This window comes from Aquicella lusitana (assembly GCF_902459475.1).
In the GTDB taxonomy this organism is placed as follows: Bacteria; Pseudomonadota; Gammaproteobacteria; order DSM-16500; family DSM-16500; genus Aquicella; species Aquicella lusitana.
Window position 1 is genome coordinate 426,128 of the sequence record NZ_LR699114.1, and the last position, 21,131, is coordinate 447,258.

General features: G+C 47.3%; 11 protein-coding genes, 3 tRNA genes and 3 rRNA genes. 13 read left to right on the forward strand and 4 right to left on the reverse strand.

From position 1 onward, the window contains the following. The first annotated feature begins 36 nt into the window (after positions 1–36). A complete protein-coding gene (gene icmQ, locus AQUSIP_RS01985; RefSeq protein ID WP_172621964.1) occupies positions 37–615 on the forward strand; it encodes a type IVB secretion system protein IcmQ in 579 nt (192 codons plus the stop codon). Here icmQ and AQUSIP_RS01990 read toward each other — a convergent pair. Continuing rightward, a complete protein-coding gene (locus AQUSIP_RS01990) occupies positions 612–1,316 on the reverse strand; it encodes a hypothetical protein (RefSeq protein ID WP_114834882.1) in 705 nt (234 codons plus the stop codon). The two genes, icmQ and AQUSIP_RS01990, sit on opposite strands and share 4 nt — an antisense overlap. A 388-nt stretch (positions 1,317–1,704) precedes the next feature. Between AQUSIP_RS01990 and hfq the strand changes: the two genes are divergently transcribed. The 4 genes from hfq to AQUSIP_RS02010 all read left to right on the forward strand — a co-directional run bounded on the left by hfq (position 1,705) and on the right by AQUSIP_RS02010 (position 5,119). After that, positions 1,705–2,007 (forward strand): RNA chaperone Hfq, encoded by a 303-nt coding sequence (hfq, locus tag AQUSIP_RS01995; protein WP_114834883.1) that lies wholly within the window; start codon positions 1,705–1,707, stop codon positions 2,005–2,007. Between the two features lie 254 nt (positions 2,008–2,261). Further along, positions 2,262–3,512, forward strand: a complete 1,251-nt coding sequence (gene hflX, locus AQUSIP_RS02000; RefSeq protein ID WP_114834884.1) for a ribosome rescue GTPase HflX — start codon at positions 2,262–2,264, stop codon at positions 3,510–3,512. 51 nt (positions 3,513–3,563) lie between these two features. Beyond that, complete coding sequence (locus tag AQUSIP_RS02005) at positions 3,564–3,761, forward strand: DUF2065 domain-containing protein (protein WP_197737811.1); 198 nt, start codon at positions 3,564–3,566, stop codon at positions 3,759–3,761. A gap of 26 nt (positions 3,762–3,787) precedes the next feature. Beyond that, the gene (locus tag AQUSIP_RS02010; RefSeq protein ID WP_114834893.1) at positions 3,788–5,119 is read left to right on the forward strand and encodes an adenylosuccinate synthase; all 1,332 of its coding nucleotides are present in this window, start codon (positions 3,788–3,790) and stop codon (positions 5,117–5,119) included. Here the strand turns inward: AQUSIP_RS02010 and AQUSIP_RS02015 are convergent. Beyond that, positions 5,101–5,184, reverse strand: a tRNA-Leu gene (locus AQUSIP_RS02015). The two genes, AQUSIP_RS02010 and AQUSIP_RS02015, sit on opposite strands and share 19 nt — an antisense overlap. A 381-nt stretch (positions 5,185–5,565) precedes the next feature. Between AQUSIP_RS02015 and recG the strand changes: the two genes are divergently transcribed. After that, a complete protein-coding gene (recG, locus tag AQUSIP_RS02020; protein ID WP_232058617.1) occupies positions 5,566–7,659 on the forward strand; it encodes an ATP-dependent DNA helicase RecG in 2,094 nt (697 codons plus the stop codon). Positions 7,660–7,702: 43 nt separating this feature from the next. On the opposite strand, the gene AQUSIP_RS02025 is transcribed toward recG, so the two are convergent. Then, positions 7,703–8,671, reverse strand: a complete 969-nt coding sequence (locus AQUSIP_RS02025; protein WP_170131848.1) for a leucine-rich repeat domain-containing protein — start codon at positions 8,669–8,671, stop codon at positions 7,703–7,705. A 214-nt stretch (positions 8,672–8,885) separates the two neighbouring features. On the opposite strand from AQUSIP_RS02025, the gene AQUSIP_RS02030 reads away from it, so the two are divergent. Beyond that, complete coding sequence (locus tag AQUSIP_RS02030) at positions 8,886–13,136, forward strand: hypothetical protein (RefSeq protein ID WP_114834887.1); 4,251 nt, start codon at positions 8,886–8,888, stop codon at positions 13,134–13,136. Between the two features lie 52 nt (positions 13,137–13,188). Here AQUSIP_RS02030 and AQUSIP_RS02035 read toward each other — a convergent pair whose 3' ends face one another. Next, a complete protein-coding gene (locus AQUSIP_RS02035) occupies positions 13,189–14,322 on the reverse strand; it encodes an anhydro-N-acetylmuramic acid kinase (RefSeq protein ID WP_114834888.1) in 1,134 nt (377 codons plus the stop codon). A 131-nt stretch (positions 14,323–14,453) separates the two neighbouring features. Between AQUSIP_RS02035 and tyrS the strand changes: the two genes are divergently transcribed. The 6 genes from tyrS to rrf all read left to right on the forward strand — a co-directional run bounded on the left by tyrS (position 14,454) and on the right by rrf (position 21,065). Further along, complete coding sequence (tyrS, locus tag AQUSIP_RS02040; RefSeq protein WP_114834889.1) at positions 14,454–15,653, forward strand: tyrosine--tRNA ligase; 1,200 nt, start codon at positions 14,454–14,456, stop codon at positions 15,651–15,653. Between the two features lie 182 nt (positions 15,654–15,835). Continuing rightward, positions 15,836–17,383, forward strand: a 16S ribosomal RNA gene (locus tag AQUSIP_RS02045). 145 nt (positions 17,384–17,528) lie between these two features. After that, positions 17,529–17,602 (forward strand) — tRNA-Ile (locus AQUSIP_RS02050). A 41-nt stretch (positions 17,603–17,643) separates the two neighbouring features. Further along, positions 17,644–17,716: transfer RNA gene (locus AQUSIP_RS02055), tRNA-Ala, on the forward strand. A 249-nt stretch (positions 17,717–17,965) separates the two neighbouring features. Further along, positions 17,966–20,877, forward strand: a 23S ribosomal RNA gene (locus tag AQUSIP_RS02060). Positions 20,878–20,950: 73 nt separating this feature from the next. Beyond that, positions 20,951–21,065 (forward strand): 5S ribosomal RNA (gene rrf / locus AQUSIP_RS02065). The 16S, 23S and 5S rRNA genes sit together here with 2 tRNA genes alongside, the layout of an rRNA operon. Positions 21,066–21,131 lie beyond the last annotated feature (66 nt).

A 21,131-nucleotide genomic window follows, 5' to 3' on the forward strand; every position in this document is an offset into this window, starting at 1 on the left:
GTTGCCGAATCTGGATTTAAATATACTCAAATGTATATGCCTAATAATAATGCAGAACAAAGAGAAAAGCTTCTTAAGCTCGTGCGTGATGCAGTTGAGCAGGATAAGATGTTGCGTGAGCAATATCAGATAGGCGATAAATTCCGTTTTATTCGCGATCGCCTGCATGCATTGCTGGCACGCATTGAAGAAAGCGTTGCCATTTCACAAAAAGAAAGCGAAATAAAAGCAGATAAGCTGGCTGAAGATGAAGAGCTGGTTTATGTGTATTTATACAATGCTCAGGGTCTCGCTTTGCAGTCATGGCAAAAGATGCTAAATCCTGCTGTGTTTTATGAGTATAGTGTTAATCGTCCGATTTATACGGATCGATCAGCAATCGATGCTTTTATTCGTAGTAAAACGAATAAAGCACAGCATGGTTATATAACCGTAGCAGTTAAAAAATCAAATATTCTTAAAATTCAGGATGCATCGTTAAAAGACCCTATTGGGAATCCGCTTGTCAAGGTAAAGGAAGGATCCCTTTCACCCGGCCGCATGTTTGCATTCACACATAATGGCCAGAATTACATACTCGATGAAGAAGGAAAAATTGTGCCGAAGCCGGTTTAGCGGCTCCTTGAGCCGGGACCAAATGAGCGCTTTACGTAGTCAGTCAAAGATTCTTCTTTTTTTTCTCCGGGTTTCTCATCTTTTGTTTGTTGTTTCTTGGCACCTTCAGTAGCTCTTACCAAAGGCGCGGCGTTACCTAGTACGCGCTTTTTGAATTCATGAAAGATGGAGCTCTGTTCATATTTAATTTTACCCGTAATTTCTGTATCCCTGAACGGCCCAGTAAGGTCAATCTGTCTTTCTTTGGCAGCCTGCTGTTCACCACCCACAACCTGTTGCTGTGCCTCTGTCCGGGGTTTAGTGCTGCTGTCTAAGAATGAACGCTTTTCCAGATAACTTTCACGGTGTTTTTTTTCATCCCGCGTACGGGTTTCGATTTTTTGCGTGCGATCTGCCAGCTGCTTTTCATCTTTTTCCATCTCATTTTGATCGAGTGTTTCCTGGCGCTGGCGCTGCTGTTTTTTGTCTACTTCTATCGCTAGACGTTCGCTGGCCCTGATTTTTGAACCGCCAGTTTCGCGTCGGGTTCTTTCATCCGCTTCTTTGGGGGTGGTTTTGTCCATTTGCGTCTTGCGACAGGCGGAGCAGATATTTCCGTACGTGGCTCCCTGTACGCCGGCAAGTTGCAAAAAGGCAGACAACGGCTTTTGAAGCCCGCAGCTGTTGCAGGTTTTTGTTAACGCTTGGTTCGGCTTATTCATGGTTCAATCTCAATCAATCTGAGCCTTTTAGAGGCTAGGGCGCAAGCAATATTATATCATATCAATAATATCAGTTTAGCAAATGATCAATCTTTTTAAGCTATATTACTAGGTCATGTTATCTCAAAAAAATGTAAGAAAATCTCGATCTTGCTTGAAAATACTATATCCGATATCCTCGGTTTTTTTATCGCCGTCCATTAACAAGGGATTTGAGGTTAGGGAGGCGAAAAAAATATCCGCAGCACTAGGATCTGATCAAGCGAGTCGCGGTTGTAAGCTAACCGGATGCGCACGATTCCGTGGGATTCAACGGCGAAAGATATTGGAAGGAAGCATTGTCGCCTCGATGAGAGGAAATTAAAAATTAAAATTGGAGAATAAGTACATGACAAAAGGACCATCTTTACAAGATCCTTTCTTGAATTCGTTACGTAAAGAAAAGATTCCCGTATCTATTTATTTGGTAAATGGGATCAAGCTTCAGGGAGTGATTGAATCATTTGATCAATTTGTAGTCTTGCTGAAAAACACGGTCAGTCAAATGGTATACAAGCACGCTATCTCAACCATTGTTCCAGCGCGGAATGTATCAGCAGCTTTTGAGTACAGCAGCAATGGCTATCATAGCGGTGGTAATGGTAATAAAAATAACGGGAATAGCACTAAGCAAGGCTATCCTCACGAATAAAAGTTAAGGTAATTTTGCCCGGACGGTCAAGCGACGGGCAATCTTTTTAATAGCTGCTGCTTGTTGTTTTAGAAAAAAGAGTAACAGGTAGCTGTGCCGCAAAGATTGTCATCCCGCGCAGGCGGAGACCTATCTATCTTTGACAATAATCGTGCCCAGCAAAACATGGATCCCTGCCTGCGCGGGATGACACAACTAGTAGAAAACGCTCGTGTTTAGCAGCAGAGCGGCATTATATATTGCGAGGAGATACGTTGAACGATCGCCCTTCTGGCGGAGAACGCGTTTTATTAGTCCATGTCCATTTTCCCATCGGGAAAATGGAAGAAGACCTTGATGAATTCCGGGAACTGGCTGCTTCTGCAGGCGCCGCCACTATTGAGGTGGTTACGTGCACGCGAAGGGTGCCGGAGTCCAAGTATTTTGTGGGTTCAGGCAAGGCGGAAGAAATTCGCGATAAAGTCGCCGCTAACAAGATCGAACTCGTCATTTTTAACCATAACCTGTCGCCGGCACAGGAACGGAACCTGGAGCAATTGCTAAAGTGCCGTGTTCTGGATCGCACTGGCCTCATTCTGGATATTTTTGCCCAGCGCGCACGCAGCTTTGAAGGAAAGCTCCAGGTAGAGCTTGCCCAGCTCAGACACCTTTCTACCCGGCTAGTACGAGGCTGGACTCACCTTGAGCGGCAACGGGGCGGTATTGGTCTGCGTGGTCCGGGTGAAACCCAGTTGGAAACCGACAGACGGTTAATACGTAATAAAATTAAGGTCATCACTGCAAGGCTCGCCAAATTGCGCAAACAGCGCGAGCTCGGAAGACGTGCCCGCCGGAAGGCGATTGTGCCTACCGTTGCTCTGGTTGGCTATACCAATGCCGGAAAGTCTACGCTGTTTAACCGGCTGACGGGCGCTACCGTGTATGTGGCGGATCAGTTATTTGCTACGCTTGACCCTACCTTGCGCCGCGTTGATTTCCCGGAAATTGGCCCGGTAATACTGGCTGATACGGTAGGTTTTATACGCCATCTTCCGCACGATCTGGTAGAAGCCTTCCAGGCTACACTGGAAGAAGTGAGCGAAGCGGATCTGCTGCTGCATGTAGTGGACGCAAGTGATGAACAGAAAAATACTCACATCGAGCAAGTCGAGCAAGTGCTTGATAGTATTCACGCGGAAGAAGTACCCAGGGTGTTAGTTTATAACAAGATTGATTTATGCCCCGGCTTATCGCCCGGCATTGAGCGCGATGAATGGGGTCAGATCAGGCGGATACTGATTTCAGCCTATATGGGAACAGGCATGACGGAGTTGTCGCTGGCTATTAGTGAAAGGCTGGCCAAAGAAATCGTTGAGCGCGAACTTATTTTGTCCCCCCATCAGGCTGGGTTGCGGGCTACGCTATACCGGCGTTCCGCCGTGATGGAAGAAAGAATTGATGAGGAAGGTAACTATCATCTTCGCATTCGCCTGCCCCGGGTGGAGTTAGAGAAGCTTTTTCATTAATATACAGGCTTGCTGTTCCATCATGCCCAAATTATAAGAGGAGACGATTGCATGATGTGGTCTATATTTCTGAGTGCTTTAGGGTTACTCTTTGTTTTTGAGGGGATCCTGCCGTTTTTATCCCCGTCATTCTGGCGACGGGTGATGCAGCAAGTTATTATCCAGAGCGATCGAACATTGCGCGTGATGGGGCTAGTCAGCATGCTGGTTGGTCTCGCGTTGGTTGTTATTGCACATGATCTTTTTTAGAAGAGAACTGACATATGGAAAAACATATGGGTAAAAGCGTTGTCATTTTAGGTAGTCAATGGGGCGATGAAGGTAAAGGCAAGATCGTGGATATGCTCATGGAGCAGGCGGAGGTCGTCGTGCGTTTTCAAGGCGGCCATAATGCGGGGCATACACTGATGATAGATGGTCAAAAAACCATCCTGCGCCTGATCCCTTCTGGTATTTTGCATTCGCATGCCAAGTGCCTTATTGGAAATGGCGTCGTGCTTTCACCCACTGCCTTGCTGGAAGAAATCGAAGAGCTGGAATCACGCGGTATTCCTGTGACCGAGCGCTTGCGTATCAGCGAAGCTTGCGTGCTTATTCTGCCCTACCATGTGGCGTTGGACCGAGCGCGCGAAACGGCGAAAGGCAAATCCGCCATTGGCACAACAGGCCGCGGCATTGGGCCCGCTTATGAAGACAAGGTGGCGCGCCGCGCATTGCGATTTGGCGACTTGTTTGATGAAAAACGTCTCAGCGAGAAGCTGGAAGAAGTACTGAATTATCATAATTTTATCCTGCAACACTACCATGGCCATGAGGTTATTGAATTCCGGCCTCTTCTGGATAACCTGCTAAGGATGGTTCCGCGTTTAAAACCCATGTGTGCAGATGTAGTTGCGTTGCTTTCCCAATATCGGACGGAAGGTAAAAACATTATGTTTGAAGGCGCGCAAGGCACTCTACTGGACGTGGATCATGGAACTTATCCTTTTGTGACTTCTTCTAACACCATTGCTGGCGCAGCTTCTGTGGGAAGTGGTTATGGACCGCGAAATCTCAATTATATTTTGGGGATCACTAAAGCCTATACCACCCGCGTGGGTTCAGGGCCGTTTCCGACCGAATTAAAGGACGAGGTAGGAAAACAGCTGGCTGAGCGCGGCAATGAATTTGGATCTGTGACCGGCCGGCCTCGACGCTGCGGCTGGCTCGACATCGTCATCCTGCGCCGCTCGATTGAATTAAACAGTTTTTCAGGACTTTGTGTCACCAAGCTGGATGTGCTGGACGGTCTGCCCACTGTAAAAATTTGCACGGGTTACCGATTGCATGGGAAAGAATGCCATTACCCGCCGGTTGAAAGTGATTTGTTTGCTGCGTGTGAACCCATCTATGAGGAATTGCCCGGCTGGCAGGAGTCCACTGCGCATATCCGTCATTTCAATGAGTTGCCTGTTAACGCACAAAAATATCTTTTACATATCGAAAAGCTGGCAGGGGTTCCTATTGATATCGTTTCGACGGGATCGGATAGAAAGGATACGATTTTGTTACGGCATCCCTTTGAAAGCGTAGAGTTAGATCCGTTTATTGCCGAGGAGAGGACTTGAACCTCCACGGGGTTTCCCCCACAGGCATCTGAAACCTGCGTGTCTACCAATTCCACCACCTCGGCATTGGAACTGAAGGCGCATTTATACATGCTCTGGTTTTTTTTTTCAATTCCGGAAAAAAAATTTTTGAATAATTCTATAAGTTAGCGGGCTGGCAGGTTCTTAACCCAGCCCGTGCCGAACCCACTATCACCCTGACAAAAGCCCTTGACTCTTATTCCCTGCCACCCCGGCACTGCCTCGCCACCCCAGCACTTGCCTCTGTACCTTGTCACCCCGCACTTGTTGCGGGGTCCGGTATATTAAAAAATAATGTATTTTCATTTTTTGATACCGGATCCCGCAACAAGTGCGGGATGACAGAGCGGAAAGTGCGGGATGACATAGAAGGATACTGTGGCGATTTATTTTTGTATAATCACCCAAAAAGGAGATTTTATTTTTTGCGCTCCAAAAAAGAAAAAACACCCAGCGTTGCTCCCTTTCGTTTGCGGGGGGTGGGCAAGCAGATTGCCAAGCACCTTGCACGGTTAGATATCCATTCTGTTCAAGATCTTCTTTTTCACTTGCCTTCTCGTTATCAGGACCGTACGCAAATCCAGGCTATACGGCAGCTGCTGCCAGGCCATGAAGCCGTGGTTGAGGGCGTCGTAAAAGCGGTTTCAACCCCGCGTCAGGGCCGTACGAAGTTGTTATGCGAATTGAAAGATGAAACCGGATCTATTTGGCTGCGTTTTTTTCACGTATTGCCGTTTCAGTCCGATATACTGAAGCCTGGTGCCCGGTTACGCTGTTATCATGAAGTGCGGCAAGGGCCAAAAGGGCTCGAAATGATCCATCCTGAGTTTCAGGTCATCATTCAGGATAAGTTTCAACCTGTCGATCCGCATTTAACGCCTATTTATCCCGCCACGGAAGGGCTTAGCCAATATACGCTAAGAAAGTTAACAACCAACGCGCTGGCCTGGATGGAAAATGAGCCATCTTTTGTTGAGCTGCTGCCGCTTGCGGTACTGCAAAAACTGAGCATGCCTACTTTAAAAGAAGCGTTACGGTTCGTGCACAGGCCGCCCCGCGATATTCCTGTCTCACACTTAGTTGAGAATAAAACGCTTCCGCAAAAAAGACTGGCATTTGAAGAACTTTTAGCGCACCGCATCAGCTTGTTGCAGGTCAAGCATCGTTTTCAGGCACAAGGCAGTTTGCCTTTTGGACGCTCCGAAAAATTGTCAGAGAAATTTCTCAAAAGTTTACCTTTTCAACTTACTCAAGCCCAACAACGGGTCATCGCCGAAATCAGGCAAGACCTTAATCAGGCTCACCCTATGCTGCGGCTGGTACAGGGGGATGTTGGATCAGGCAAAACAGTGATCGCGGCATATGCCATGCTGCAAGCGGTAGAAAATGGTTATCAGGCAGCGATGATGGCCCCTACAGAACTGCTGGCTGAGCAGCATGATCGCGTATTTAGGCGCTGGCTTGCGCCGTTGGGTATAAAAATGGCTTTTCTCTCGGGCAATGTGAAATCACGGGCAAGAATTTCTGCACTAAAATCGATTGAACGCGGCGAGGCGCAAGTTATTTTAGGAACTCATGCATTGTTTCAGGAGGCGGTTACTTTTTCCCGTCTTGCGTTGGTAGTGGTTGATGAGCAGCACCGCTTTGGTGTGCACCAGCGCGCCTTGCTTCGCCAGAAAGGCATCCAGGCTGATTATTATCCGCACCAGCTGGTGATGACTGCAACACCCATACCCCGGACGCTCGCGATGAGTTTTTATGCGGACCTGGATGTTTCTGTTATTGATGAATTACCCCCCGGCAGAACACCTATCATGACAAGTGTCATGACGAATGCCCGGCGCGAAGAAGTCATTGCGCGCATTCGCGAAGCCTGCGAGGAAGGCCGGCAGGTTTATTGGGTATGCCCGCTTATCGAAGAGTCCGACGTACTCAATTGCCAGGCAGCAACCCGTACTGCCGAAATGTTACAACAACAACTGCCCGAAATAAAAATAGGATTGATACACGGACGCCTCCGTGCTGAGGAAAAAGAAGGAGCAATGCGCTTATTTCAGCAGGGAGAGACAAAGCTGCTGGTTGCGACGACCGTGATTGAGGTGGGCGTGGACGTGCCCAATGCGAGTGTCATGGTCATTGAGAATGCAGAACGCCTTGGACTATCCCAATTACACCAGTTAAGGGGCAGGGTAGGCAGGGGTGCGGTGGCGAGCCATTGTGTTTTGCTGTATCAGCCGCCTTTGTCAGCGCTTGCTAAAGAGCGGTTGACAGTGATGCGAGAGACAACAGATGGCTTTCACATTGCGCAGCGTGATCTAGAGCTGCGCGGTCCTGGAGAAGTGTTGGGTACGAGGCAAACCGGCGATCTTGCTTTTAAGGTGGCCGATTTAATCCGGGACAGCGAAATATTACCTATCGTTCACGAAGCGGCCGATTTTATTATAAAGCAGCATGACGAAATTATTCAGCCCTTGATGAGGCGCTGGTTAGAGAAAGGTGAAGAATATGGGAAAGTCTAACGTATCATGCCAGCGCAAGCTGGCATGATTACTTTTAGGTTTTTCATTTAAGGAGAGCAGGAGGCTGAAATACAATAACGTTATTGTAATTATCCTTTTGTCTATATTCATCCCATGACCTGAATAATTCAGCGTGCCTTTTTGCAGGCGTAGGCTGGCAATACTGCTGTAATTTTTTGTTTAAGGACCAATCTGGACTTGTTGCATTTAATTTTACCGCACGAAGCAGCGGAATATTATCGGTAAGGTAGCTAGCAAGTGATTGGCTAATGGTACCCAGATTGAGAGTAAAGCTATGTTTAGCGTTAAGCGTTTGCAGTAAACAGCCGATGGCGTGGTGTGAAAGATTCGACAGCGAGCCGCTCAGATCAAGCTCTTGAAGAGAATTATTTGAGGATAAACCGCTTATCATGGCCTGAAAATGAGGGTATTGCAGGTTGATATTTCGTAGCGAAAGTTTAATCAGTGTGTCATTGACTGCAAGAGCACTTAAGAGTGTGGTGAGGGTCAGGTCATCGCTTGAGGGAGTGTCAAGCGCATTATTGTCCAGGGTCAGTACCTTAAGGGTTTTGTTGTATGAAATGAAAGAATTGATAATATTGCGATCTATGCTGTCTATCGCGTTGTCAGCAAGATTGAGCGATTCTAATCCCGTGTTGGGATTACGGGCAATAGCATTAAGCAGGCAGCTTGCGCCGTCACTGCCAAGACTGTTCCCTGAAACATCTAACTCTTTTAACGATGTATTTTTCCGTAATGCCCAAGCCAACTGTCGCATACTGCTGAAATTGAGTTTGTTTTGAGCCAAGTTCAAGACCTGAAGCCGCCCTGTTTCCAAAATTGCCAAGGCAGTTGAAGACAAAAAACCAAAGAGGTCATTATTGCTGAGGTCCAGATAAACCGGATTGAGGGAAAGCAGGGTGTTTAGCCATTCGTCATCTAATGATTTGTTTTTTAGCACGAATTTACCGTCTATTGAAGAAGCGATCGCTGGTTTTTCTCCGCTTAACATGATCATTTTCCCCTTATTTTGCTTGTCTTAATGGTACAAAAACTATAGATTAGGCGACCTTTCCTGGCATGAATTGGTTAATATTTTATTAATATTCAAGTTTTATAATCACACTTCACATCATATTGAGATTTTTAAAATTATTAAAGTCTAAAGACCCAAAAAAATAATAGCATTTAATGCTGAAATAACACACACAGCAAACGAGATTTCAATGTATAACCGTCACAAAAAAAGCGCCAAAGCAACGGGCAAGCCTGACTTGTTTCAAAAGGCAGATAGTTTTAATGAGAAATGCCTTGGTGCTCTCCACGAGTTAAAAAAACTGAGCAAATCATTAACTGATATCCACTCTGATCATTCCAGTGTCAAGAAAAACTTACGGAAGGATACGTTATTGCAACTGCGCTCGGAAATTGCAGAGCAAACCAAGAAAATATTAAATAATGTATCTGCAATAGAAAAAACGATTGCGCACGACAAAATAGACAGCGAAATAGCTGAGGCAATCGCAGAGCTAGAAGACGAATACAAAATAAAAACGAATGAAATCACAGAGGACTTGGCCCGTTTGGAAGAAAGCAAACGGCATGCAAAAGAAGAATTAAGAAAAATACAGAGCCAAGTGAATCAGCTTAAATTAATTTTGGCAAATTTACCAAAAGAAAGTGATCTTGCCCTGATCGCTAAATTATTGGAGTGGTCCGGTGAGGAGAAAAAAAAATGGAAAGAGATGTTTGTAGAGGCAGAAAAATATCAAGCCCGCTATTCGATTTTTAAGCTAAAAGATGCGCTTTTGGGTTCCTCGCATCCTGTTGAGAATCCGGCAGAAGCTATTCTTGCTGAAATAAAGAATAAAATAAAAACACTTGAAGCTGCTATCTCTTCGACGGAAGCTTTAATTGAAGACGATGAAACAAAAGTCGAAACGCTTATCGTTAAGATGAAACATTTGCGCGAGCAAAACGATGCGTTTTTGCTTAAGTTGGGGAATAGCAAAGATAAGTATTTGAATACACTGAATCAATGCAATGAAGAATTAAAAGAAATTTATAAGCAGGCCCAGAGAAGAGAATTACTCGATGAGATTGATAAGGCGATCTCGAGGCTGGAAAAAGAAGAGAGCCTAATGGGCCGATTAGACCAGCTGACAGAGCAGGCGCGCGGTCGAACCAGAGAGATGGCGTCTATTAGCAATGAAGTGAGAGAGCTATGTTTTACTTGGGAGTTGGCGGGAGATTTTGACAGTCAGGACGAGAGGCTGGGTTCACTGAAAAAGAAGTTTGCCAACCTGGAAAAGAAAAAAAATAGAACGGTACAGCAGGCTGCCGAGGTGGTTAAGGCGATTGCCGGTGTTACCGGTGCCGTCATGCAAGAGTATCAAGACAGCGTGCCCGGGGAAATCAGAAGGCAGCTTAAGATACTTGAAGCGCTTAATTCCTCTCTTTCTAAAGAAATGGAAAACGTTACAGCAAGCGTGAAAAAGAAGCAGGTTGAAATAGATTCAGCCTTGAAAATACGCGCGCAGCATAACTCGATGATTCAATATGAAGAAATGCTGACTCAATACCTTTCGGACATTCATTCCGATGAAGCCAGTTTCGCAGAGGTGGCAGAGAGGTTTTCTGATATCAGTGGGAAATTGCAATTTAACGGAAAGGCATTAAAGTTGTGTGATGAAACTTTTAAATGTCTGGCCATTATACAGAAAGAGAAGGGCGGAAAAGATAATAACCAAAAGCTATTAGCAAGCTTGAAAGTCTTCGCTTCATTTTTGACGGCTTATATCCAAGACGCGAATCCAAAGGGTATCCATGAAGCGCATGTTTATGTTCTTTCAATTTTAAGTTCCCTGCAGCAAATGAAATTTTTCGATTTGAGTACAGGGCTGATGAAGAACATGGGAGCGCTGCTGGATTTAAGCGGGTCAGCAACGGTCATTGAAGATATTAAGCTTTGTTTGTTGTTTAAAATGCCGGTTTTGCCTGTGATAATAGACATTGCTAATGATAGAGTGCTGGCCAATTTTTCTGCTGCACAAATTACAGAGTTATTGCAAATTTGCGAACAAATTGGTCTGAATAGGACGGGCAAACAGGATGACCAAAAAATAGCATCGTCTGAATTCAGTAAATTACAAGGCAAGTTTGAGTTATATTCCATTCGGGAGCACACTCAACAGCTGAGTATTTGCAAAGACATCCCTGAGGTCGCCGAGTTAGTTAACAAGCTAAGAAATAAATTGAAGACCCATCTGGGTCATTACGAGATGCTGATCGCGCTGGATCTGGCATTTAATAAAATGAATGTCTTTCGGAAAGCGGGCGGATTAAACAATACTAAGAAGAAGCCTGATATGTCTGGCCTTCTGGATGCGCTAAGCGATTTTTTATCTTATTATCAGCCGAATCCTAAAAATGCTTCCACGCAGCATAAATTCATTATCAATATATTACGCAACATTAACGAAATGCAATTTGCCATCATGGGGCGGGATAAGACCAGGATAGCGTCTTTGCTTTGTTTCGCACATATCAAGTCTACGGTGACTTTACAGGCGCTGAGCGAGCAATTATTAATTTGTGCGCGAGCAGGCATTAGCATTCGTGAATCGCTTGAACGTGTTTGTACGGAGCTTTTTATTAATGGAACAGATCAAAATAATCTTTCCATTATTCTGTATGCCTGCTGTTTGCATGATACATCCTATCCCAGCAGTAAAATCCCGGAGAAAATTGTTAAAGCCTGTCTTGATCGGGCGAAGTTACTGCAATCCAATGAAACAAGCAAATCGTCGAAGAGGAAAGGCGCAGCAGATACAACGGTAATTGAGAAAATGTTCTACTCCAATTCTGCCGAGCGGTTTCAAAATAATAACCTAAAAGATGTTAAATTTGCCCGGTTCCTGCTGATGGCTGTGGCTTTTTATGGTTATTCGATGGGCGAAGATAATGTAAAGTATCTTTCTTCTTATGTGGAATTCAATGATGAAAACACGATTTCAGAACCTCAAAAGAACTTGTTCCTTTATTTAACTGAGCAGTTCAAGGATCAGCAGTTTATTAAGATTACAATGGAGCAGAAAGCTGTCGCGGGTATGAGTGCGGATTTACTGATATTTAATCAGAAAACAGGCAAAAGGGTCAATGTAGAATACGATGGGTTGGACCACTATTATAAAAGACCTAACTTTACTTGCACATTTAATCAGCTGAGAGAAGATCGTGTCCGTGATTTCATCATGACAAAGAATGGCTATGAAGTGTTGCGGGTCAATGTAAATGATTTTTGCATTACCAAAACTGGAAAATTGCTCACTTCTCAAAGATTGCGGGATTTTATTTCAAATTTGAAAGGTGAAGATAGCTCGTTAAAAAAGACTGAATCGGATCGGCGCTTGGGAAGGAGCGATGTATCACGCAAGTCTTCTTTCTCTGAACAGCATCGTACGCGAGAGAGCAAAGTGCGAGCGGCATGCATCTATAAGAAGGTCGAAAAGAAGGTCGAAAAAACGACGCCACAGGGGCTTCCATTGGGTGCATCTGTCTTGTCTGAAATTCACTCCGCGATGCCTCTGTTAAAGGAGACGCCGAGCTTAACCAAGGCCACAAAGACTGTTTGTACCTCAACACCTGATTTGGTTTCAAATGAAATGGTATCAAATGCGTTTTCCGAACACCTCATGGCTTCGGAAGAGCAGACTTATCTGGAATATCAAGAAGAGAAATACGCCGAAGAGAAATACGAAGAAGAGAAATATCAGGAACCGGAATATTCCGAATATTCCGAATATTCCGAAACGCAGGCGCTTTCAACCGAATTTGAGCAAGACCCATATCAGCTTAATGAATGCCAGTATACGGAGTTTGATTATTACAATTCAGGTAATTTTTATCCCGTCCAAGAGACAACGCCTGCTACTTTTTTCCCCTATCCGTCGCAGGATATTGAACATCAACAGAATCCCTATTGCACGACGCAGTATCCCCAGCAATATCCGCAAATGCCGTATATGCCACCAAATTTTGCGCCCTATCAGCAGCCTTCTCTCTCTCCGAGCCAGAGACAGTATCCGCAGCATGGCGTATTCTATCCGCCGTCCTCAATGCATCAGTATGGCATGCCATATCAGTATGGTTTGCCATATACTTTCCAGAACTTTATAGCGCCGCCTCAAAGCGTGCCTTTCACTCATTCGGCGCCTCCGTACCAGCATTCTGGTTTCGGTATGAATCATTCTGAGCGCACAGAATCTCCTTTGCCTCCCAACCTGGAGCAGGTGCAGGCTCAGCCCCGATTTTATCGTGACTCTACTACATCTTTACTGTTTTCTCGTGACCTTAGCCGGCAACCAGTCAATACAATCCAGCAACCGGTTAACACAGCCCCACAGCCGGTGAACTCCATCCAGCAACAAACAGCGAACATAAAGCAACCGGATCCAAGGGTTATACAAAAGCGCTAGTAAGGGCACAAATCAGGATTATTTAAAGCCTTGCTGCTTTTGACGACGTGATTTATGCACTGTAATAAATGCCACCCAAAATCGCAGCCTGTTTTGCGCCGGTAACACTCGGCAGGTTGCCGGGTTGGCGATGCAGGGTTTGTTTTGCGAGCCAGGCGAAGGCCGTCGCTTCCATCCAGTCAGGATCAATGCCATAAGCTTTAGTCGAGGCTACTGTGAAATGCGGCGCAGCAAGTGTTTGCATGCGCTGCATTAGAAAAGCATTGTGTGCTCCTCCGCCGCAGACCAGTATTTCGCCACTAGAAAAATAGCGCTGAATGGCTTCAAGAATGCTCACTGCTGTTAATTCAGCAAGCGTTGCCTGCACATCCACAGCTGAAATGGCCTTGCCATAAATCAGTAATTGCTTGTGCAGCCAGGCGGAATTGAAATATTCCCGCCCGGTACTTTTGGGAGGCGGCAAATGAAAATAGGGATCAGATAGCATTTGTTTGACCAGGTCGGCATGCACATTTCCCTGTTTGCCCCATTTGCCCTGTTGATCATAGGTAGCCTGATGATGTGCCTCAATCCAGGCATCCATGAGTATATTGCCTGGACCCGTATCAAATCCAAAAACAGGCATTTCTTTTGCTTGCGCAAGCAGCGTGATATTGGCGATGCCTCCAATATTGACTATCACACGATTCGTGTCAGTTGAAGCCAGCACTTGCTGATGAAATGCGGGCACAAGCGGCGCGCCTTGGCCGCCAAACGCCATATCTTTGCGGCGGAAATCGGCAATGGTTGTGATACCGGTCAAGGAGGCAATCGTGTTGGGGTCACCAATTTGCAGGCTGAATCGATAAGGCCGGTCTGGGTAGTGACGGATGGTTTGCCCGTGGCTGCCAATGGCCTTGATGGAAGCGGCAGAAATGGCGTGCTGTTTCAATAAGTCATTGGCGGCTTGTGCAAATGCTTGCCCCAGTATAACGTCGAGCTCGCCCAGGCGTTCTATCTCATCTTCTCCTCTTTGGCATAGTGCCAGAATTTGATCGCGAATAGCTTGAGAATAAGGCGCATAATGGGTCGCTATCACGCGAGGGATAGCGGTCTCAAAATCAACCAGTGCCGCATCAATACCATCAGCGCTCGTGCCTGACATTAATCCTATATAAAATTCGGTATCCGCTTTGCTTTCTGTCATTAGAGGCCTCTTCTCAAGATACGAACTACGGAATGTGCGGGAATATAAAACCTTTCTGCTTGCATTGGGTATTGTGCCATAATTTCGGCTTCCTTTTAAAAATGATTTGCTAAAAAGCGGAGATGTATTTGATGGCAACGATTGATGAAGCTTTATCGATCATTCGTCGAGGAACAGAAGAAATCCTTGTTGAAGAAGAATTAATTGAGAAACTGAAGTCCGGCAGGCCTCTGCGCGTGAAGCTAGGTTGTGATCCCACTGCGCCGGATTTGCATCTCGGCCATACCGTTGTATTAAACAAGCTGAGGCAGTTTCAGGATCTGGGCCACGAGGTGCAATTTTTAATCGGTGACTTTACCGGCATGATCGGTGATCCTTCCGGAAAAAATGAAACACGGCCGCCGCTTTCACGTGAGCAGGTGCAGGAAAACGCGCAGACTTACCAAAAACAGGTTTTTAAAATTCTGGATCCGGCAAAAACGCAGATCATGTTTAACTCAGCGTGGATGAATAAATTGACATCGGCAGATTTAATCCGCTTGGCTTCTACTTATACCGTTGCCCGTATGCTGGAGCGAGACGACTTTCATAAGCGTTATACGACCGGCCAGCCAATCGCTATCCACGAGTTCCTTTATCCGCTGCTGCAGGGTTATGACTCTGTTGCCATGCAATCGGACATTGAGCTCGGCGGCACCGACCAGAAATTTAATCTTCTGATGGGCAGGGAGCTGCAGAAACACTTTAATCAAAAACCTCAAATCATCATTACATTGCCTTTATTGCCCGGGCTGGATGGGGTGAAGAAAATGTCCAAGTCGGTGGGCAACTATATCGGTATTAGTGAGTCGCCTGACCAGATTTTCGGTAAGGTGATGTCTATTTCGGATGAAACGATGTGGCTTTGGTATGAGCTCATCAGCTTCCGCTCATTGGCTGAGGTCAGGAAGCTCCGTGACGCGGTCAATGAAGGCATGAATCCGCGGGATGTGAAATTCCTATTAGCAGAAGAAATAGCGGGCCGTTTCCACGGCGAACAGGCCGGCAGGCAAGCGCGGGAAAATTTTGTGGCGCAATTTCAGAAAGGTCAGCTGCCTGAAGAGATGCCTGAAGTAAAACTCGCTATGGGTGAAAAAGGGATGTCTATTGCTGCCGTGATCAAATCCGCCGGACTAGCAGAGAGCGCTTCAGAGGCAAACCGCCTTATTCAACAAGGTGCTGTGCGCGTGGATGGTGAACGGATTCAGGATAGAAATGTACTGTTTGAAGATAAAAAGACAATTATTTTACAGGTTGGTAAGCGTCGCTTTGCAAAAGTAACGCTGGAATAAAAAAAATTAAAATTTTTATATTTTTAGTGTTGACACAAAACAGAGAACGGGTAGAATGCGCCCTCTCAAGCGGTAAAAGTTCTTTAACAAGATGAAAGAGTGAGATATGTGCGCGCTTACCTGAGAAGGTAATGCAAGGAGAGAATTAGCTGTAGATTTATTTCTATGGCGAAGAGTTTCAAGAAGTGGAGAGTTTGATCCTGGCTCAGATTGAACGCTGGCGGCACGCCTAACACATGCAAGTCGAGCGGTAACAGGATCTGTAGCAATACAGATTGCTGACGAGCGGCGGACGGGTGAGGAACACGTAGGAACTTGCCTGGGAGAGGGGGATAACCAAGGGAAACTTTGGCTAATACCGCGTAAACTCGAGAGAGCAAAGCTGCCCCGCACTTGTTGCGGGGTGGCGCTTCCAGAGAGGCCTGCGTCCGATTAGCTAGTTGGTGGGGTAAGAGCTCACCAAGGCGATGATCGGTAACTGGTCTGAGAGGACGACCAGTCACACTGGGACTGAGACACGGCCCAGACTCCTACGGGAGGCAGCAGTGGGGAATCTTGGACAATGGGGGCAACCCTGATCCAGCGATGCCGCGTGAGTGAAGAAGGCCTTCGGGTCGTAAAGCTCTTTAGGTTGGGAAGAAGTGTGTATGAGGATAATTCATGCACATTGACGGTACCGACAGAATAAGCACCGGCAAACTCTGTGCCAGCAGCCGCGGTAATACAGAGGGTGCAAGCGTTGATCGGAGTTACTGGGCGTAAAGGGCGCGTAGGCGGATGAGTGTGTGTGATGTGAAAGCCCCGGGCTTAACCTGGGAAGCGCATCGCAAACTACTGATCTGGAGTATGGGAGAGGGTGATGGAATTTCCGGTGTAGCGGTGAAATGCGTAGAGATCGGAAGGAACGTCAATGGCGAAGGCAGTCACCTGGCCCAATACTGACGCTGAGGTGCGAAAGCGTGGGGAGCGAACAGGATTAGATACCCTGGTAGTCCACGCTGTAAACGATGAGGACTAGATGTTGATTGGGGAACCAAGCAGTATCGAAGCTAACGCGATAAGTCTTCCGCCTGGGAAGTACGGCCGCAAGGTTGAAACTCAAAGGAATTGACGGGGGCCCGCACAAGCGGTGGAGCATGTGGTTTAATTCGATGCAACGCGAAGAACCTTACCTACCCTTGACATCCTGCGAATCCCGATGAGAGTTGGGAGTGCCGAAAGGAACGCAGAGACAGGTGCTGCATGGCTGTCGTCAGCTCGTGTTGTGAGATGTTGGGTTAAGTCCCGTAACGAGCGCAACCCTTGTCCTTAGTTGCCAGCATTAAGTTGGGGACTCTAAGGAGACTGCCGGTGAGGAACCGGAGGAAGGCGGGGACGACGTCAAGTCATCATGGCCTTTATGGGTAGGGCTACACACGTGCTACAATGGGGCGTACAGAGGGTAGCCAACCCGCGAGGGGGAGCCAATCTCAGAAAGCGTCTCGTAGTCCGGATTGGAGTCTGCAACTCGACTCCATGAAGTTGGAATCGCTAGTAATCGCGAATCAGCAACGTCGCGGTGAATACGTTCCCGGGCCTTGTACACACCGCCCGTCACGTCATGGGAGTGGATGGTACCAGAAGTGGGTAGTTGAACCGAAAGGGTGACGCCTACCACGGTATGATTCATGACTGGGACGAAGTCGTAACAAGGTAGCCGTAGGGGAACCTGTGGCTGGATCACCTCCTTACTATTATTGCTGCGAAAGCAGCCAGCCGAAAGGCAAATGTAGATGCATACGACTCGGAATAGGCGCGCACATAAGTCACTCTTTTAAGATCTTGTTAAATAAAGTTGTAGAGATGGGCTAGCAAAGCCCCATGAGTTATAGAAAGGGGCCTGTAGCTCAGTTGGTTAGAGCACACGCTTGATAAGCGTGGGGTCGGTGGTTCAAGTCCACCCAGGCCCACTAACTAAGTGGAAGGGTGAAGAAGAGTAAAGGTTGAAGTTGGGGCCATAGCTCAGCTGGGAGAGCATCTGCTTTGCAAGCAGGGGGTCGTCGGTTCGATCCCGACTGGCTCCAGGGTGAAGAGAGATTTGAAGATAAGGTTCTCGAGAAAGAGAAGGTTATGTTCTGATCTCTAGACGAGACAGAAAGTTCTTTAACAAAATGGTTGTAAGAAGCGAAGTACACTGTACATGAAGATGTACAAAACTGGGTGTTACTTGTGTGAGAGTCAGCACACCCGCAAAGAATGCGGGATGACGAGTATGACGCTGGAAGTTAAGCTGATGCGCGCGAGCGTATGAGTAAGACGACTTAGGGTTATATGGTCAAGAAATTAAGCGCACATGGTGAATGCCTTGGCAGTAAGAGGCGACGAAAGACGTGGCAGCCTGCGAAAAGCCCCGGGGAGCTGGCAACGAGCATTGATCCGAGGATATCTGAATGGGGAAACCCGATACGAGAGATCGTATCATCCTGGCCTGAATACATAGGGTCAGCGAAGCGAACGTAGGGAACTGAAACATCTAAGTACCTATAGGAAAAGAAATCAACCGAGATTTCCCAAGTAGTGGCGAGCGAAAGGGAAAGAGCCTGAACGTGGAAAGCATCGCTATCTTATTTGAATGACCTGGAAAGGTCAGCCGCAGAGGGTGATAGCCCCGTAGATTAAAAGATGTGATGTGCAAGCGTTCGAGAAGTAGGACGGGACACGAGAAATCCTGTTTGAAGATGGGGGGACCATCCTCCAAGGCTAAATACTCCTTACTGACCGATAGTGAACCAGTACCGTGAGGGAAAGGCGAAAAGAACCCCGGAGAGGGGAGTGAAATAGAACCTGAAACCGTGTGCGTACAAGCAGTAGGAGCAGGGCGCAAGCCTTGTGACTGCGTACCTTTTGTATAATGGGTCAGCGAGTTAATAGCGTTGGCGAGCTTAACCGTATAGGGGAGGCGAAGGGAAACCGAGTCCGAAATGGGCGTTAAGTCGGCGTTATTAGACCCGAAGCCGGGCGATCTATCCATGACCAGAGTGAAGGGACGGTAACACGTTCTGGAGGCTCGAACCCACTACTGTTGAAAAAGTAGGGGATGAGTTGTGGATTGGAGTGAAAGGCTAAACAAGCTCGGAGATAGCTGGTTCTCCTCGAAAGCTATTTAGGTAGTGCCTTGTATTTTAAGCTGTGGGGGTAGAGCACTGTGCCGGCTAGGGGGACGTGATAGTCCTACCAAACCGATGCAAACTCCGAATACCGCAGCGGATAATACAGGAGACACACGGCGGGTGATAAGGTCCGTCGTGAAGAGGGAAAAAGCCCAGACCGTCAGCTAAGGTCCCGAAGAGATAGTTAAGTGGTAAACGATGTGGGAAGGCAGAGACAGCCAGGAAGTTGGCTTAGAAGCAGCCATCTTTTAAAGAAAGCGTAATAGCTCACTGGTCGAGTCGGCCTGCGCGGAAGATGTAACGGGGCTAAAACTATCCACCGAAGCTACGGATTCACACGTAAGTGTGAGTGGTAGAGGAGCGTTCTGTAAGCCTGTGAAGGTGACCTGAGAGGGTTGCTGGAGGTATCAGAAGTGCGAATGCTGACATGAGTAACGATAATGCGGGAGAAAAACCCGCACGCCGGAAGTCCAAGGTTTCCTGCGCAACGGTAATCGGCGCAGGGTGAGTCGGTCCCTAAGGTGAGGCTGAGAAGCGTAGCTGATGGGAAACAGGTTAATATTCCTGTACTTGTAGACTGGAGCGAAGTGGGGACGGAGAAAGCTAGGCTAGCTGGGTGTTGGATATCCCAGTTTAAGCAAGTAGGCAGAACGGTTAGGCAAATCCGGCCGTTCATATGCTGAGATGTGATGACGATTTTATACTTCGGTATGAGAGAAGTAGCTGATGCTAAGCTTCCAGGAAAAGCCACTAAGCGATGAAAGTCTGTGAACCGTACCGCAAACCGACACAGGTGGACAAGTTGAGAATACTAAGGCGTTTGAGAGAACTCGGGTGAAGGAACTAGGCAAATTGACACCGTAACTTCGGGAGAAGGTGTGCCTCTTTAGGTGAAGGCCCTGCGGCTGGAGCGTGAAGGGGTTGCAAAGAATCGGTGGCTGCGACTGTTTATTAAAAACACAGCACTCTGCGAACTCGAAAGAGGAAGTATAGGGTGTGACGCCTGCCCGGTGCCGGAAGGTTAAGTGAAGGGGTTAGTCGCAAGACAAAGCTCTCGATCGAAGCCCCGGTAAACGGCGGCCGTAACTATAACGGTCCTAAGGTAGCGAAATTCCTTGTCGGGTAAGTTCCGACCTGCACGAAAGGCGTAACGATAGCCACACTGTCTCCACCCGAGACTCAGTGAAGTTGAAATCGCTGTGAAGATGCAGTGTACCCGCGGCAAGACGGAAAGACCCCGTGCACCTTTACTATAGCTTTGCACTGGACTTTGAGCGTTTCTGTGTAGGATAGGTGGGAGGCTTTGAAACCTGGGCGCTAGCTCAGGTGGAGCCGACCTTGAAATACCACCCTGAAATGCTTGGGGCTCTAACCTAATCTCGTAATCCGGGATGGGGACAGTGCATGGTGGGTAGTTTGACTGGGGCGGTCTCCTCCCAAAGAGTAACGGAGGAGTACGAAGGTACACTCAGCGCGGTCGGACATCGCGCAATGCGTATAAGAGCAAAAGTGTGCTTAACTGCGAGACTGACGGGTCGAGCAGATACGAAAGTAGGTTCTAGTGATCCGGTGGTTCTGTATGGAAGGGCCATCGCTCAACGGATAAAAGGTACGCCGGGGATAACAGGCTGATACCGCCCAAGAGTTCATATCGACGGCGGTGTTTGGCACCTCGATGTCGGCTCATCACATCCTGGGGCTGAAGCCGGTCCCAAGGGTATGGCTGTTCGCCATTTAAAGTGGTACGCGAGCTGGGTTTAGAACGTCGTGAGACAGTTCGGTCCCTATCTGCCGTGGGCGTTTGAGATTTGAGGGGAGTTGCTCCTAGTACGAGAGGACCGGAGTGAACGTACCTCTGGTGTTCCGGTTGTCACGCCAGTGGCATTGCCGGGTAGCTAAGTACGGAAAAGATAACCGCTGAAAGCATCTAAGCGGGAAGCTTGCCCCAAGATGAGATCTCACGGGCCGCAAGGCCCCTCAAGGTCCGTTTAAGACCAAGACGTTGATAGGCTGGGTGTGAAAGCGCAGTAATGCGTTCAGCTAACCAGTACTAATTGACCGTGAGACTTGACCATATAACACCCAAGTCGTTTTGCCCCGCAACGAGTGCGGGGTGACAGTGAATCGCAATCTTACAACCGTATTTTGCCTGGCGACCAGAGCAAGTGGGTACCACCTGATCCCATCCCGAACTCAGAAGTGAAACCATTTAGCGCCTATGATAGTGTGGTTTTAACTACGCAAAAGTCGGTCATCGCCAGGCTCTAATTCGAAAAAACCCCGGCTGATTAACTCAACCGGGGTTTTTTGTTTTATGGGTCCACCGCTG

Bases quoted from the DNA above. Each gene is read 5' to 3' on its own strand.
- AQUSIP_RS02005 (WP_197737811.1), top strand. From the start codon at position 3,564: ATGATGTGGTCTATATTTCTGAGTGCTTTAGGGTTACTCTTTGTTTTT.
- AQUSIP_RS01990 (WP_114834882.1), bottom strand. From the start codon at position 1,316: ATGAATAAGCCGAACCAAGCGTTAACAAAAACCTGCAACAGCTGCGGG.
- AQUSIP_RS02035 (WP_114834888.1), bottom strand. From the start codon at position 14,322: ATGACAGAAAGCAAAGCGGATACCGAATTTTATATAGGATTAATGTCA.
- AQUSIP_RS02010 (WP_114834893.1), top strand. From the start codon at position 3,788: ATGGGTAAAAGCGTTGTCATTTTAGGTAGTCAATGGGGCGATGAAGGT.
- tyrS (WP_114834889.1), top strand. From the start codon at position 14,454: ATGGCAACGATTGATGAAGCTTTATCGATCATTCGTCGAGGAACAGAA.
- AQUSIP_RS02030 (WP_114834887.1), top strand. From the start codon at position 8,886: ATGTATAACCGTCACAAAAAAAGCGCCAAAGCAACGGGCAAGCCTGAC.
- AQUSIP_RS02025 (WP_170131848.1), bottom strand. From the start codon at position 8,671: ATGTTAAGCGGAGAAAAACCAGCGATCGCTTCTTCAATAGACGGTAAA.
- hfq (WP_114834883.1), top strand. From the start codon at position 1,705: ATGACAAAAGGACCATCTTTACAAGATCCTTTCTTGAATTCGTTACGT.
- icmQ (WP_172621964.1), top strand. From the start codon at position 37: ATGCCTAATAATAATGCAGAACAAAGAGAAAAGCTTCTTAAGCTCGTG.